The organism is Marinobacter lacisalsi (assembly GCF_042651045.1).
Classification (GTDB): domain Bacteria; phylum Pseudomonadota; class Gammaproteobacteria; order Pseudomonadales; family Oleiphilaceae; genus Marinobacter; species Marinobacter lacisalsi.
The window spans coordinates 62,071-75,819 of record NZ_JBHSDI010000062.1 but is presented as its reverse complement, the minus strand read 5'-3'; the positions used below and the strand labels follow the sequence as shown (position 1 = coordinate 75,819).

General features: G+C 61.6%; 13 protein-coding genes. 9 read left to right on the top strand and 4 right to left on the bottom strand.

Annotated features, from left to right (window positions below):
• Nucleotides 1-9 precede the first annotated feature (9 nt).
• Nucleotides 10-282, top strand: a complete 273-nt coding sequence (locus ACFOZ5_RS18170; protein ID WP_379889996.1) for a YdcH family protein — start codon at nucleotides 10-12, stop codon at nucleotides 280-282.
• A 57-nt stretch (nucleotides 283-339) separates the two neighbouring features.
• Here ACFOZ5_RS18170 and ACFOZ5_RS18165 read toward each other — a convergent pair whose 3' ends face one another.
• The gene (locus ACFOZ5_RS18165) at nucleotides 340-1,050 is read right to left on the bottom strand and encodes a hypothetical protein (protein WP_379889994.1); all 711 of its coding nucleotides are present in this window, start codon (nucleotides 1,048-1,050) and stop codon (nucleotides 340-342) included.
• A 390-nt stretch (nucleotides 1,051-1,440) separates the two neighbouring features.
• Between ACFOZ5_RS18165 and ACFOZ5_RS18160 the strand changes: the two genes are divergently transcribed.
• The 8 genes from ACFOZ5_RS18160 to ACFOZ5_RS18125 all read left to right on the top strand — a co-directional run bounded on the left by ACFOZ5_RS18160 (nucleotide 1,441) and on the right by ACFOZ5_RS18125 (nucleotide 9,517).
• Nucleotides 1,441-2,814 (top strand): sodium:solute symporter, encoded by a 1,374-nt coding sequence (locus ACFOZ5_RS18160; RefSeq protein ID WP_379889993.1) that lies wholly within the window; start codon nucleotides 1,441-1,443, stop codon nucleotides 2,812-2,814.
• A 25-nt stretch (nucleotides 2,815-2,839) separates the two neighbouring features.
• Entirely contained in the window at nucleotides 2,840-3,730 is an 891-nt protein-coding gene (locus ACFOZ5_RS18155) for an alpha/beta fold hydrolase (protein ID WP_379889991.1), read from the top strand.
• Nucleotides 3,731-3,743: 13 nt separating this feature from the next.
• The gene (locus ACFOZ5_RS18150; RefSeq protein WP_379889989.1) at nucleotides 3,744-4,520 is read left to right on the top strand and encodes a VOC family protein; all 777 of its coding nucleotides are present in this window, start codon (nucleotides 3,744-3,746) and stop codon (nucleotides 4,518-4,520) included.
• A 231-nt stretch (nucleotides 4,521-4,751) separates the two neighbouring features.
• Nucleotides 4,752-6,269, top strand: a complete 1,518-nt coding sequence (gene mqo / locus ACFOZ5_RS18145) for a malate dehydrogenase (quinone) (protein ID WP_379889987.1) — start codon at nucleotides 4,752-4,754, stop codon at nucleotides 6,267-6,269.
• Entirely contained in the window at nucleotides 6,266-7,426 is a 1,161-nt protein-coding gene (locus ACFOZ5_RS18140) for a Re/Si-specific NAD(P)(+) transhydrogenase subunit alpha (RefSeq protein WP_379889984.1), read from the top strand. Before mqo ends, ACFOZ5_RS18140 begins: the two co-directional genes overlap by 4 nt.
• Nucleotides 7,426-7,713 (top strand): NAD(P) transhydrogenase subunit alpha, encoded by a 288-nt coding sequence (locus ACFOZ5_RS18135; RefSeq protein ID WP_379889983.1) that lies wholly within the window; start codon nucleotides 7,426-7,428, stop codon nucleotides 7,711-7,713. The genes ACFOZ5_RS18140 and ACFOZ5_RS18135 overlap by 1 nt, the downstream gene beginning before the upstream one ends.
• 2 nt (nucleotides 7,714-7,715) lie before the next feature.
• Nucleotides 7,716-9,113 (top strand): NAD(P)(+) transhydrogenase (Re/Si-specific) subunit beta, encoded by a 1,398-nt coding sequence (locus tag ACFOZ5_RS18130; protein WP_379889981.1) that lies wholly within the window; start codon nucleotides 7,716-7,718, stop codon nucleotides 9,111-9,113.
• A 149-nt stretch (nucleotides 9,114-9,262) separates the two neighbouring features.
• Complete coding sequence (locus ACFOZ5_RS18125) at nucleotides 9,263-9,517, top strand: YdcH family protein (RefSeq protein WP_379889979.1); 255 nt, start codon at nucleotides 9,263-9,265, stop codon at nucleotides 9,515-9,517.
• Nucleotides 9,518-9,587: 70 nt separating this feature from the next.
• Here the strand turns inward: ACFOZ5_RS18125 and ACFOZ5_RS18120 are convergent, their stop codons facing one another.
• The 3 genes from ACFOZ5_RS18120 to ACFOZ5_RS18110 form a co-directional block, all read right to left on the bottom strand.
• Nucleotides 9,588-11,327, bottom strand: a complete 1,740-nt coding sequence (locus tag ACFOZ5_RS18120; RefSeq protein ID WP_379889976.1) for a SulP family inorganic anion transporter — start codon at nucleotides 11,325-11,327, stop codon at nucleotides 9,588-9,590.
• A 91-nt stretch (nucleotides 11,328-11,418) separates the two neighbouring features.
• Entirely contained in the window at nucleotides 11,419-12,285 is an 867-nt protein-coding gene (locus tag ACFOZ5_RS18115; RefSeq protein WP_379889974.1) for an MBL fold metallo-hydrolase, read from the bottom strand.
• Nucleotides 12,286-12,472: 187 nt separating this feature from the next.
• Nucleotides 12,473-13,738 (bottom strand): NAD(P)/FAD-dependent oxidoreductase, encoded by a 1,266-nt coding sequence (locus ACFOZ5_RS18110; protein ID WP_379889972.1) that lies wholly within the window; start codon nucleotides 13,736-13,738, stop codon nucleotides 12,473-12,475.
• Between the last annotated feature and the right edge of the window lie 11 nt (nucleotides 13,739-13,749).

Sequence of the window (13,749 nt, the reverse complement as noted above, 5' to 3'; positions counted from 1 at the left end):
CGACTGTTCATGGCAGGAAGAAAGCAAGCATCCCGGAAAAGGCGTCAGTTACACAAAACGGGCAAGGTGTCAGCAGTTGACGAGTACCATGAGGTAGATCATGCCGTTCACCACTTCGAAGTAGGCGCAGAGAAAACCTCCGACGAGCCCCTGGAAGATCTCAAGAAGCAGCGCCTGAACCTCAAGGATCGGTTGGCCGGCATGATTCGCGAACACGAATCTTCAGCACTTAAAACCAGATCTTCATTCTGCGGTACAAAGGGCATCGCCGGCAGGCCTTAACCGACCTCTATGCCAAGAGCCGGATACGCCGTCACACCGGCCCAGTCTCTTCACTGCTCAGGCCCGCGCCCGGGACTTATCCATGTATTTGCTGATCTCACGCTCCAGACGGGAGTGCACCTCCAACAGCTCATCCTTCTCAACCGGCTGGTCCTTGAGCCTGATGCGGGCTTTGTTGCGCTCGAGTTCGGCCCGCTGTTCGGCATAGACATGGTGCAGCACCCCCACCCCCAGACTGGCGTTCTGCTCGTCGTTCAGGTGCTTGCGCAACTGTTTGAACTGCTCTGGCGTGGGTGGAGTCTGACGTTTCTTCTCAATGTCCCGGGGACGGATCCCGAAGGTTTCACCCCATAGCGTCACCGCCTGGTCCCAGGCCCGTGACAGGGTCTGATGTTCGGTGATCGCAATCCGGACCGGGTTGCCCGGCACGTTCACCTGGAAGTAACACTGCTCGGTCTGGCCCCCACCAATGGTACCAATGCCCAGGGTGATCCCCTGAAATCCCACGCCCCTGCAGGGTTTGGTTCGGGCATGTTCGGTGCGAATGAAGTCCAGGTATTTTACGGCCGCTGCACGCATGGACCAGCGGGCGTCGTAGTACTCGGCTCGGGTTTTCTGGTACCGCTTCCAGAGCTCCGGGGGCACGTTATCACTGGGCGGGCGCAGGCTCAGGTACTTCTGGTAGCGCTTGCCGCGGATCATCACGGCAACCCGCCAACCATGAAATCCGGATGACAGGTCACCTTCTTCATAAAAGTGTATGGCCATAAATGGCGTCAGGCTCTCTTCTGGTTATGGATACATGTATACGAATCGATGGGCGCACCGGTTGGCATCACCCAGGCATGTTTTTCAGAAAGACTGGAACAGCAACTGCCGTTATGTCGCCTGATATGATGGTATAAGGGCCACAAGGCGCGATTGCAAGTCATTGAGCACCACTCGTTGGCTGGACCTTGACTTCCTGTCACCTTACAGTGCCCCAAGGCCCTGAGGGGCTGAAATATGACAAGCTGACAATTCAATCCAGTCGACAGGGGAGTCCCGATCTTCGTGGTCGGGGCTGAGAGTGTCCTGGTATCCCGTTGCGTTGACCGGACGGGACAGTGGACAGACCCTGGAACCTGATCCGGTTCATACCGGCGGAGGAAGTGCGACATGATGATGACACACCTGGCTGCCATAGTGGCAGCTTTATGCCTTTTCGCCTGGCTGGGGCTGCGTGCCCGTAAAACAGCGAACGGCCTCGACGACTACATGACTGCCCGCAACAGTCAGGGCGCCACAACCATCGGCCTTTCCTTCCTGGCCTCCGGCATGGGCGCCTGGATTCTGTTTGCGCCGCCGGAGGTGGGCGCATTCGTCGGTCCGGTCGCCCTCGCAGGCTATGCCCTGGGTGCGGCGCTGCCCTTCATCGTGTTCGCCGCCCTGGGCCCACTGATCCGAAAGCAACTGCCCAAAGGGCGCAGTATCAGCGAGTTTGCAGAGCAGCGCTTCGGTAAGGGCATGCGCCGGTGGGTGTCGGTGATTTCGGTCCTCTATATGCTCTGTTTCCTGGCGGCGGAGCTGACGGCTATAGGAGCCATTACCGGGTTGCTGTCAGACCTCAACGGCCAGCTCGTGATCATTGCCGTCGCGCTGACCACCCTGGTCTACACCACCTGGGGCGGGTTACGGGCCAGCCTCGCCACGGATCGCTGGCAGGCGCTCATGCTGATGGCACTGCTGGCCGCCGTGCTGTTTGTGGACTGGAAACACCTGCCGGTTACGGCCGGAACGGCCGACATGCCCGGCATCCCCTTCTGGAGCGCAGTCAGTGTTGCCCTGACGCTGGTACTTGCGGTGACCGCCGCCAACCTGTTCCACCAGGGTTACTGGCAACGGGTATGGGCGGCGCGGGACAGCGCCTCCCTCTGGAAGGGGGCAATCCTCGGCGGGGGAACGACCATCGTCGTGGTGGCCGTGGTTGGTGGTCTGGGCATGAGTGCCGCCATGGCGGGACTGGACCTGGGCACGCCACCTATTCCTTTTTTTGCACTGCTCAGTGAAGCGCCGCAATGGTTGGGAGCCGTCGCCCTGGTCCTGGCGGTGACGCTGGTCGCCTCGTCGGTGGACACCCTGCAGAACGGTATCGCCTCCCTGGCGGTGGCCGAAAAACAAGGCCTGACGCTGACCTCGGCCCGCTGGGTGACCGTGGTACTCATGGTGCCAGTCATTGCGGTGGCACTGCAGGGCGTATCGGTTCTGCGGCTGTTCCTGATTGCCGACCTGCTGTGCGCGACGGCCATCATTCCGGTGCTGATGGGACTCTGGTCCCGGGTCACAACGGCGGCGGCAATGGGCGGTGTACTGGCAGGCCTGGCCGGGGCGATCCTGCCCAGCTGGGTCATCACCGGGAGCATTACCGAGGCCTTCCACATCGCCAGCTTCCCCGGTGGCGCGCCAACGCTGGCGCCCTTCGCCGGTGCGCTGGTGGCGTCTGCCCTTGTTACCTGGGTGTTATCCCTGCGACGCCCCCTACAAACACAATAACAAGTCATCCCCTCAAGGACATCACATGAGCGAAGACAAGTTCGTTGAACTCAAGACCGGCGTCAATCTGTGCTATCGCGATTACGGCAAAAGCAGCGGCGACCCCATCCTGCTGGTCATTGGTCTGGGTTTTCAGCTGATCCACTGGCCGGGCGAGCTGATTGAAACGTTGTGCCAGAACGGCCATCGCGTCATCACCTTCGACAACCGCGACTCCGGACGTTCCTCACGAATCGACGGACCGGAACCATCGCTCTGGCAGAAGCTCACCGGAAAAGCACCGAAAGGGGCCTATGGCCTGGATGATATGGCCGAAGATGCCATGCAACTGCTGGATCACCTGGACCTGGACCGGGCCCATGTGGCGGGCATGTCCATGGGCGGCATGATTGCCCAGGTTATCGCGGCCCGGTATCCGGAACGGGTCAAGAGCCTCATCTCCATTTTCTCCACCACCGGGGCCCGCAACGTCGGGCAACCGGTCCCCCGGCTGATGCTGCACTTCGCGAAACCCACCGAGAAGAGCCGTGAGGCCTACATCGCATGGAACCTGAAAACCATCAAACTGGCTGGCGGGCCCGGTTTTCCCTCAGACCCTGAGGCCAACAGGGAACTGTTCAGGCAGGCCTGGGACCGCGGCGCCCCGGACCTGGTTCACGCCATGTCACGGCAGGTGGGTGCCATCTTCAAAAGTGGGGACCGAACGAATCAGGTCAAAACCATCCAGGCACCCACGCTGGTTATCCATGGTGACCGCGACCCGCTGGTGACGCCCAGCGGCGGAGACGCGACGGCCAAAGCCATTCCCAACGCACAACATGTGGTAATACCGGAGATGGGCCACGAGATCTCACCGGCGCTGGTGCCAAAGCTGGCGGAGCTCATGCTTGGACATACCCGGCAACATACCGAATAAAAGGAGCCCCTCCATGCCTATCCACCTTCGCCAGGTCTGCCTGGTTGCCGAAAAACTGGAACCCTGCCGGCGTGACATCGAAGCGGTGTTCCGGACCCCTGTCTGCCACCGGGACCCCGAGGTGGCCACCTTTGGCCTGGAGAATGCCCTGTTTGCCCTGGGCAGCCAGTTCCTGGAGGTGGTGGCACCAACACAGCCTGGTACCGCGGCCGGTCGCTTTCTCGAGCGCAAAGGCGGAGACGGTGGCTATATGGTGATCTGCCAGGCTCCGACGCTGGAAGAACAGGCACAGCTTCGGGCCCGGGCGGCAGACAACCAGGTCCGGGTGGCCTACGAATCAGACCGGGGCACCTGGAACATCATGCAACTGCATCCCCGGGACATGGAAGCCGCCTTTCTTGAGGTGGACTGGGACCAGCAGGCCGACATGACAGGCAACTGGCAGCCGGCCGGTGGCCTGGCGTGGACCGGGATGGGCCGCAACGAATCGGTCAGGGGGATCGTCGGCCTGGAACTGTCAGGCAACGATCCCCAGCGCCTGGCGCAACATTGGTCCCGGGTGCTCGGGGAACCCGTCCAGGTTCACAACGGGCTGCCTGCCATTGAGCTGGCCAACGCGGTTCTGCGTTTCTCAAAAGGGGACACAGCATCCGGGCAGGGGTTGACCGGTGTCGACGTGAACGTAGCGGACCCGTGCGACATACTGGCCCGGGCGAAGGCCAGCGGGCTACCGACCGGGCCCGACGGATTCCGGCTGTGTGGCGTTACCTTCAACTGCATGCCTGCCTGAACACCTCTCGTCTCTCACCACGAAAACCACTTCCCCTATTAAGGTCGTCGCTACCATGAGCAGCGGCGACCTTTCCTGACGTTCCCACGGATTACGTAAGCCTTCCAGCTGCCAAAACCTTCTATTCATCGATTTTCTCGAACTATCCCCATCAATAAATCGAGTTTTTTACGGACCGGATCCGTCTAGACTCCGCCCTCCTGTTTCGGTAACTACCTACGAGGTTTCAATATGTCGAGCCAACACACCGATGTCCTGCTGATTGGCGGGGGCGTCATGAGCGTTACCCTGGCGTCCCTCATCGCCGAACTCGACACCTCCCGCACCATTACCGTGGTTGAGCAGTCCAGCCAGCTGGCTCCGGAGAGTTCCGATGCCTGGAACAACGCCGGTACCGGTCATGCCGGCTACTGCGAACTCAACTACACCCCGGAGCAGCCCGACGGCACCGTATCCATCGACCGTGCGTTGACCATCAATGAGCAGTTCGAAGTGTCGCTGCAGTTCTGGAGCTCACTGGTGGCCAGTGGCCGGCTACCCGCGCCGGAGAACTTCATTCGCAATGTGCCTCACCTGAGCTGGGTGCAGGGCCAGGAGGCCTGCCGATTCCTGAAGAACCGGCATTCCGCCCTGCAGGAGCACCCGCTGTTTGCCGACATGGAGTTCTCGGACCAGTCATCAACACTGAACCAGTGGCTGCCCCTGGTGACCCGCTCCCGCTCGGTGTTCGAGCCGGCGGCGGCGACCCGGGTTGCCCACGGCAGCGACGTGAACTTCGGTGCACTGACCCGTCTGCTGGGGCGGTCCCTGGCACAACGGGATAACTGCGAGATCAACCTCGGCTGGCAGGTAACCGACATTGAGCGGCCTGGCGATCACTGGAAGGTGACACTATGGAACCCTGCCACGTCCGAGACCCGGGAGCTGACCGCCCGCTTCCTGTTCATCGGTGCGGGTGGTGCTTCGCTTTCGCTGCTCCAGAAGGCGGGTGTTCGTGAAGCCAGGGGGTATGGCGGCTTTCCGGTATCCGGCCTGTGGCTGGCCTGTGAGGACGAAGCCCTGGCAACGGCCCACAACGCCAAGGTCTACAGCCAGGCTCCGGTGGGCGCACCCCCCATGTCGGTCCCTCACCTGGATACCCGCTACATCGATGGCAAGGCGGCATTGCTCTTCGGGCCGTTTGCCGGGTTTACCACCCGCTTCCTGAAGCGGGGAAGCCCGCTGGACCTGCCCGCCTCGGTACGGCGTGACAACCTCCGCCCGATGATGGACGTGGCCCGGGGCAACTGGCCCCTGACCCGGTACCTGATCCGGGAAGCCCTTAGCTCTCGCGAGTCACGCCTGGCACAACTCGGCAGTTTCCTGCCCGAGGTGAATCCGGACGCCTGGAAACTGGTTCGTGCCGGACAGCGAGTGCAGATCATCAAACCCGACCACAACCGCAGGGGCACCCTGGAGTTCGGCACCGAGGTACTGACCTCCGGCGATCGCTCCCTGGCGGCGCTGCTGGGGGCTTCACCAGGGGCTTCCACCTGTGTCCCCGCAATGCTGGACGTCATCGAACGCTGCCTGCCGGACCTGGTGACAGGTGAGCGCCGGCAAACCCTGCAGGCCATGATTCCGAGCTACGGCCAGTCCCTGCGGGAAGACCATGGCCTGCTCGCCGATGTCAGAAATCACACCCTGAGCACCCTCGGACTCACCTCCGGGACCAACCAACCTGACTCTGAACGGAGCCTGTACGCATGATGATTGGCATTCCCAGAGAGCGGAAGAGTGGTGAAAACCGCGTCGCTATCATACCGTCTGGTATTACCCCCCTGCTGGAAGCCGGCTACGAGGTCGTGGTCGAAAGCGGAGCGGGACTACCGGCCCATTTTTCCGATGACGAGTACCGCCACGCCGGCGCTATTATTGCCGGTGATGCCGAATCCCTGTACCGGCAGGCACAGGTCATTCTGAAGGTTCTGGCACCGGACTCGGAAGAGGCGGACCTGCTCCAGCCCGAGTCCACCCTGATCTGCCTCCTCGACCCCTGGTTCAATCGCCCGTTGCTTGAGCAGCTGGCCGCCAGGTCGGTCCAGGCCTTCGCCCTGGATCTGGTGCCCAGGACCACCCGGGCCCAGTCGATGGATGTCTTGAGCGCCATGGCCGGCATCAGCGGTTATCGCGCCGTGCTGAGCGGCGCCATGGCTCTGCCCCGCTATTTCCCGATGCTGATGACCGCCGCCGGCACCATCCACCCCGCCCGGGTGCTGGTGATCGGAGCTGGCGTGGCGGGACTGATGGCGATTGCCACCGCCCGTCGCCTGGGCGCGGTGGTGGAAGCCTACGACCTGCGCCCCGAAGTGAAAGAGCAGGTGGAGAGCCTTGGCGCCGACTTCATCGCCATTGAGGTGCCAGAGGCGGATACCTCCGGCGACGGCGGTTACGCAAAGGCCCAGGATGAGGCCTTCTATGCGGCGCAGCGTCAGCAACTCGCGGACTGTGTCGCCCGGGCTGACCTGGTGGTTACCACCGCCTCGGTGCCCGGCAAACCGGCCCCGAAACTGATCGACCAGGACATGCTCCACCGCATGAAGGGCGGTTCCGTTGTGGTCGACCTGGCTGCCGAAAGAGGCGGCAATGTGGAGGGAACCCGGCTCAACCAGAAGGTGGATATCGACGGCGTCACCCTGGTGGGACACGTCAATCATCCATCCCGTGTGCCCGTCCATGCCTCCCAGTTGCTGACCCGGAACATCAGCGCCTTCCTCTTCAATATGACAGAGGACGGTCACCTGGCCCCCGACCTGGATGACGACATCGTATCGGCGACCCTGGTCACCCATCACGGCCAGGTGCTGCACGGCGCCCAACCAGAGATCACTGAAGAACCCGCCACAGACGTCGAGGAGAACGCCTGATGGAAGTCTTTGTCCTGAGTTTCACCATTTTCATTCTTGCGCTGTTTGTCGGCGTCGAGCTGATCAACAAGGTACCTCCAACCCTGCACACACCGCTGATGAGCGGCACCAACGCCATCTCCGGCATTGTGGTTGTTGGCGCCATCATCAGTGCCGGCAGCTCGAACCTGTCACCGACACTGGCCGCCATCCTGGGTTTTGTGGCGGTCACGCTCGCCAGTATCAACATCGTGGCCGGTTTCCTGGTCACTGACCGCATGCTGAACATGTTCAAAAGGAAGGGGTAATCATGTTTGCTCTGCTGAATTTTTCCTATCTCGCCGCGGCTGTGTGCTTCATCCTCGGCATCAAGGGCATGACCAAACCGAAAACTGCGGTTCGCGGCAACCAGATGGCTGCAGTGGGCATGCTGATTGCGATAGTGGCCGCACTGCTCCACCACCAGGTGGTCAGCTACGCCAGTATCATCGCGGGCATGCTGCTGGGCGGCGGCATCGGTGTCTGGCTGGCAAAACGCACTGCCATGACCCAGATGCCGGAGCTGGTGGCCAGTCTCAACGGTATCGGTGGTGCCGCCTCCGTCGCGGTAGCCACCAGCACCTGGTTCAATGCCCAGGGCGCCGGCATGCTCGGTGGCAGTGGCTGGACCACCGCCATCATGGCTTCCATTGTCATTGGCTCGGTTACCCTGACCGGTTCATTGGTGGCCGTGCTGAAACTCAAGGGCAATCTTGGTGACAGTCGCAACAATCGCCTCTGGCAGATCGTGGCACTCACCTGCCTGGTTGCCATCGTTGGGGGCGGCGCGTCCTTCATCACCAGTGCCACCCCCAATCCCATGGTTCTGGCGGTCGTGGTCGGGCTGTGCCTGCTACTTGGAGTGGGACTGGTGCAACCCATCGGTGGTGCTGACATGCCGGTGGTGGTGGCGCTGCTCAACGCCTACTCCGGACTGGCCGGCGCGGCCACAGGTTTTGTCCTGGGCAACCAGGGACTGATTATCACCGGATCGCTGGTCGGCGCCTCGGGGCTGATCCTGACGGCCGTTATGTGCAAGGCCATGAACCGGTCACTGCCCAACGTCCTGTTCGGCGGCGCCTTTGGCCAGACCGACCAGGCTACCGGTCGTCAGGACGAGGGCGACTTCTACGAAGGCAAGGTCAAGTACGCGACCCCGGATGACCTGGCGCTGCTGCTTGATGGCGCCAGGAGCGTGGTCATGGTGCCGGGGTACGGACTTGCCGTGGCCCAGGCCCAGCATGCCGTGAAGGAACTGGCCAGCCAGCTGGAAGCACGCGGCGTGAAAGTCAGCTACGCCATTCACCCGGTAGCCGGCCGTATGCCCGGCCACATGAACGTGCTGCTGGCCGAGGCGGAAATCCCGTATGACCAGCTCAAGGATATGGAGGCCATCAACCCCGAACTGCCCCAGGCGGATGTCGCCATTGTCCTCGGCGCCAACGATGTGGTGAATCCGGCGGCCGCCGAAGACCCCGGTTCACCCATCTTTGGTATGCCGATTCTGGATGTGCATAAGGCCAGGACCGTGGTTGTTGTCAAACGCAGTCTTTCACCGGGTTTTGCAGGCATACCCAATGGCCTGTTCATCCGCGACAACAGCCTGATGGTGAAGGGGGATGCCAAAGACGTTCTCCAGGCGACTACCGGAGCGATGAAGGAACTCTGACCCGGAAAGTATCACCGTGGGAAAGATTCCACGGTGATACTTGAGTTCGCTGCTGAGCCGTGGAGCCATTGACGAGTGTCTCAAAGGGCGTAGCATGAAAAACGTACGCTAGGGCAATTCCACTTCCCGCCAATCATAGGATTTTCTATATGCCTGTAGAAAAGCACGATCTGGTTCATGAAATGCCCGAATCAAAAGACGCCATTCATCACCTGAAAAGCAGCAGCACGCATTTCGCGAAGCTTTTCGATGAATATCATGACATTGAACATGAGGTGCATCGCTACGAGACGGGTGCGGAAAACACCTCCGATGACCACCTTGAAAATCTCAAGAAGCAGCGCCTCCATCTCAAGGATCAATTGTCCGCCATGATCCGCGACTACGAGTCGTCAGCCAGCTAATGAATAACCACCAGACCGCCAGCCGGCTCCAGGCGGCCTGGACCTTCCCCTCCGCCGGTCAGGATTGGCTTCACCCCGTCTTGAGGAAACCGTCAGCGGTAGTCACCAATGCCTTCCAGGCGTCATAGGTGCTCAGGAATACCTGGCCGGTCAGCTCGTCACAGAAAGGTGTCCGCTTCAGACAGTCCATGACCGGCCCCTTAACCTCGGCCAGATGCAGTCTGATACCCGCATCGCTGAGCCGCCGGTTGATCGCTTCGAGACTTTCCAGGGCAGAGGCATCAATATCGTTGACCGCCTGGCAGGCCAGCACCAGGTTCTTCATCAACGGATGATCGGACACCAGTTGCAGGACCGTTTCCTCGAGATAGCGGGCGTTGGCGAAATACAGACTCTCGTCCACCCGTAACACCACCGTACAGTCGTCCACTTCCACTTCATGCCGCTGCACGTTGCGGAAATGCTCAGTACCCGGCATCCGGCCAACGACCGCACTGTGGGGACGGCTGGTGCGATACAGGTGCAGACCGATAGATAGCACCACGCCGACCACAATACCCGCTTCCACCCCCTGCCCCAGGGTGAGGAGGATCGTGGCCAGCATCGCGGCGCCATCGGATTTCGAGTAACTGAGGGTTCGCCGGATCGCCGGCAGGTCGATCAGTGTACTCACGGCGATGATAATGGTGGCAGCCAGGGTGGCCTTGGGCAGGAATGCCAGCAGCCCCGTCAGCGTCAGCGTCGCCACCGCGATGCCGACGGCCGTCAGGGCACCGGCAACCGGAGTCTGGGCACCGGCCTCAAAGTTGACCACGGAGCGGGAAAATCCCCCTGAAACGGGAGAACCGCCGCTGACGCCGGCTGTCATGTTAGCCAGGCCGAGGGCAATCAGCTCGGCGTTCGGATCGATCCTCTGACGTCGCTTCGCTGCAAGCGTCTGGGCCACGGACACGGACTCCACAAACCCCACCAGGCTGATCAGCACAGCAGCCGGTAACAGTGTTGCCCAGATGTCCGGGGCCAGGGATGGCAGGGCAATGTCTGGCAGGCCGCTGGGCACTTCACCCACCAGATTGACGCCTTTGGCACCGAGCTCGAAAACCCAGGCAACCGCTGTGGTCACCATCACCGCGGTGACCGGTGCCGCCTTGGCAGTCAGATCCGCCAGCCGTTCGCCCATACCCAGGCCGACCAGACCCCGTTTCAGGAACGTCCGGCACAGGTACAGGAAGACCAGCGCTCCACCACCAATGGTCAGGGTGATCGGATTGATGCGATCCAGCTGTGACAGCAGCCCCTGAACCATCGCCAGAAGATTGTGGCCACCGCCCTGGATGCCCAGGATGTGACCGAGCTGACTACCGGCGATCAGGATCCCGGACGCGGTGACAAAGCCGGAGATCACCGGATGACTGAGGAAGTTGGCCAGAAATCCCAGGCGCAGCAGGCCCATCCCGAACAGGATCAGCCCTGACAGGGCTGCCAGCACCAGGGCCGCACCCACATATTCCGGCGAGCCGGCCTGGGCGATCCCCCCAAGGGCGGAGGCTGTCATCAGTGACGCCACCGCCACCGGCCCGACGGCAAGCGTGGCGCTGGTGCCGAACACCGCATAGGCCACCAGGGGCAACATGCTGGCATACAGACCCACTTCGGGCGGTAGCCCCGCCAGCAGGGCATAGGCCAGGGCCTGGGGCACCAGCATCAGCGTGACGATCACCGCCGCCAGAGCATCACTGACGAACGTCTGTCCCTGGTAGTCCCTGAGCCAGCCTGCGATGGGCAGCAGCCGGGCCAATCGATTGGTCATGGTGTTCACTCCGGTGCCAGCGTTGTCCGGTGGCCGGTGTGCGCCACGGCCCGATGCGCTGCGCGGTTATGCATCCTCATGTTCTCCATCCTCAGAACAGGTTGATGGGAACCTTGAGGTAGACCTGGCCGTTGTCCTCGGCCGGAGGCATCTCCCCTGCCCTCATGTTGACCTGCACCGATGGCAGGATCAGCCGCGGCATATCCAGCGTGGCGTCGCGTTCGGTCCGCAGGCGAACGAAGTCGTCCTCTGTCATACCCTCGCGGACGTGGATATTGCTGGTCCGCTGCTCGGCCACCGTGGTTTCGTGCATGAACTCGTCGCGCCCCGGTGCCTTATAGTCATGGCACAGGAAGATCCGGGTTTCCCTCGGCAGGGCCAGTACCTTCTTGACCGACTGGAACAAGGTATGAGCATCACCACCGGGGAAATCACAGCGGGCCGTGCCGGCGTCCGGGGCGAACAGGGTGTCCCCCACAAAAGCAGCATCGCCGATCACATAGGTCAGGCAGGCCGGGGTATGTCCGGGCGTATGCAGGACGCTGCCCTCCAGGTTGCCGATCCGGAAGGAATCACCCTCTTCGAACAGCCGGTCGAACTGGCTGCCATCGCGGGCAAAGTCGGTGCCGGCATTAAAGGCCTTGCCAAAGATGTTCTGTACCTCAACGATCCTGGCGCCAATGCCGGTCTTGCCACCCAGCTTTTGGTGGAGGTAGGGAGCCGCGGACAGGTGATCAGCGTGGACATGGGTTTCCAGAATCCACTCAACACTCAGCCCGTTGTCTGTCACGAATCGGATGATTTCGTCGGCGGATCTTACATCGGTGCGGCCAGCGGCATAGTCAAAGTCCAGCACCGAGTCGATGATGGCGCAGGCGTCACTGTCCGGGTCCTGAACCACATAGCTGAAGGTGTTGGTGGGCTCATCGAAAAAATGGGTCACAAGTGGCTTGTTCATACTCAATCCTCCGTATGGAGTGTCATTCACTCACACACCAAATCATACTTTTGGTTCTATTCATATGCGATTTAGACATACCAAAGCAATGCCGTCGATAGCCTGGGTTGATCCAGAGCAACCAAAACTGACATTTGGTCATGGCAGACCACCAAACCGGACTCAGAACCCACCTGATGGTCACGGATCACTCCACGGTCCGCGTAGCCGGGTGTGCCAGCCACTCCCGCCCCTTCAGCATCCCGTGCCAGTACAGCGTCGGCAGCTGTTTGGCCTTGAGCCACCAGGCCGCGCGGGTAGCTTTGGTGCCATCATTGATCCACTTGGGGAAACTCGGCTGCAGAACACCGTTGTAGCCGAATTCCGCCAGCACAATACGACCGTTTTCCACCGTCAGCGGGCAGGAGCCATAGCCCAGGTACGCGGCCTGCAGCGGCTGCCCCCGCAACGCTGAAATCACGTTTTCGGCCACCACCGGCGCCTGCTTACGCACGGCGGCGGCCGTCTTGGCATTGCTGGTACCGCTGACATCCCCCAGGCCGAAGACGTTATTGCAGGTTTTGTGCTGGAGGGTATCGTCAGCCAGGTCCAGCCAGCCGCCGTCGTTGGCCAGCGCCGACTCACGGATGAACGCTGGCGCCCGCTGGGGCGGTACGGCATGGAGCAGATCAAACCCCACTTCCCGCTCGCTCACGGCCCCCTCCCCATCGGTCACCCGGAAGGTGGCTTTTCTGGCGGGACCATTCACGGCCACCAGGTTGCTCTGGAAGTTCACATCAATACCGTATTTGTCGATGTATTCCTGCAGCGCCGGAACATAGGCCGGGACGCCAAACAGCACCGCACCGGCATTGTGGAACTGGACGTCCACTTCCCCCAGCGCTCCCGCCTTCAACCAATGGTCTGCGGACAGATACATGGCTTTCTGGGGAGTCCCGGCACATTTGATGGGCATGGGCGGCTGAGTGAACAGCGCCGTGCCCTTCTTGAGGTGCTGCACCCTGTCCCAGGTGTATTGCGCCATACCCTGACGATAGTTTGAGGTCACGCCATTGGACCCCAGGGCAGCCTCCAGGCCATCGACGGCGGCCCAGTTCAGTTCAAGCCCGGGGGCGAGGATCAGCGCCTGGTAGGAAATCACCGACCCATCTCCCAGACGAACCTGGTTCGCGTCATGGTCCACGTCGGTCACCGTCTGCCGGACCCAGGTGACATACCCGGGCATGACTTCGGATGTTGGTCGGGCTGTGACCTCCGGCGCGAACACCCCGCCACCCACCATGGTCCAGCCCGGCTGGTAGTGGTGCGTGTCGGACGGCTCGATAACGGCGATGTCGATGTTCCGGTCGCGCCTGTGAATACTGGCGGCGACAGAAATGCCGGCAGCGCCGCCACCCACGATAACGATGCTGTACTGTGTGCCTGCAACAGGCTGCTGTGTGCTGCTGGTCATAACTCGGCCCT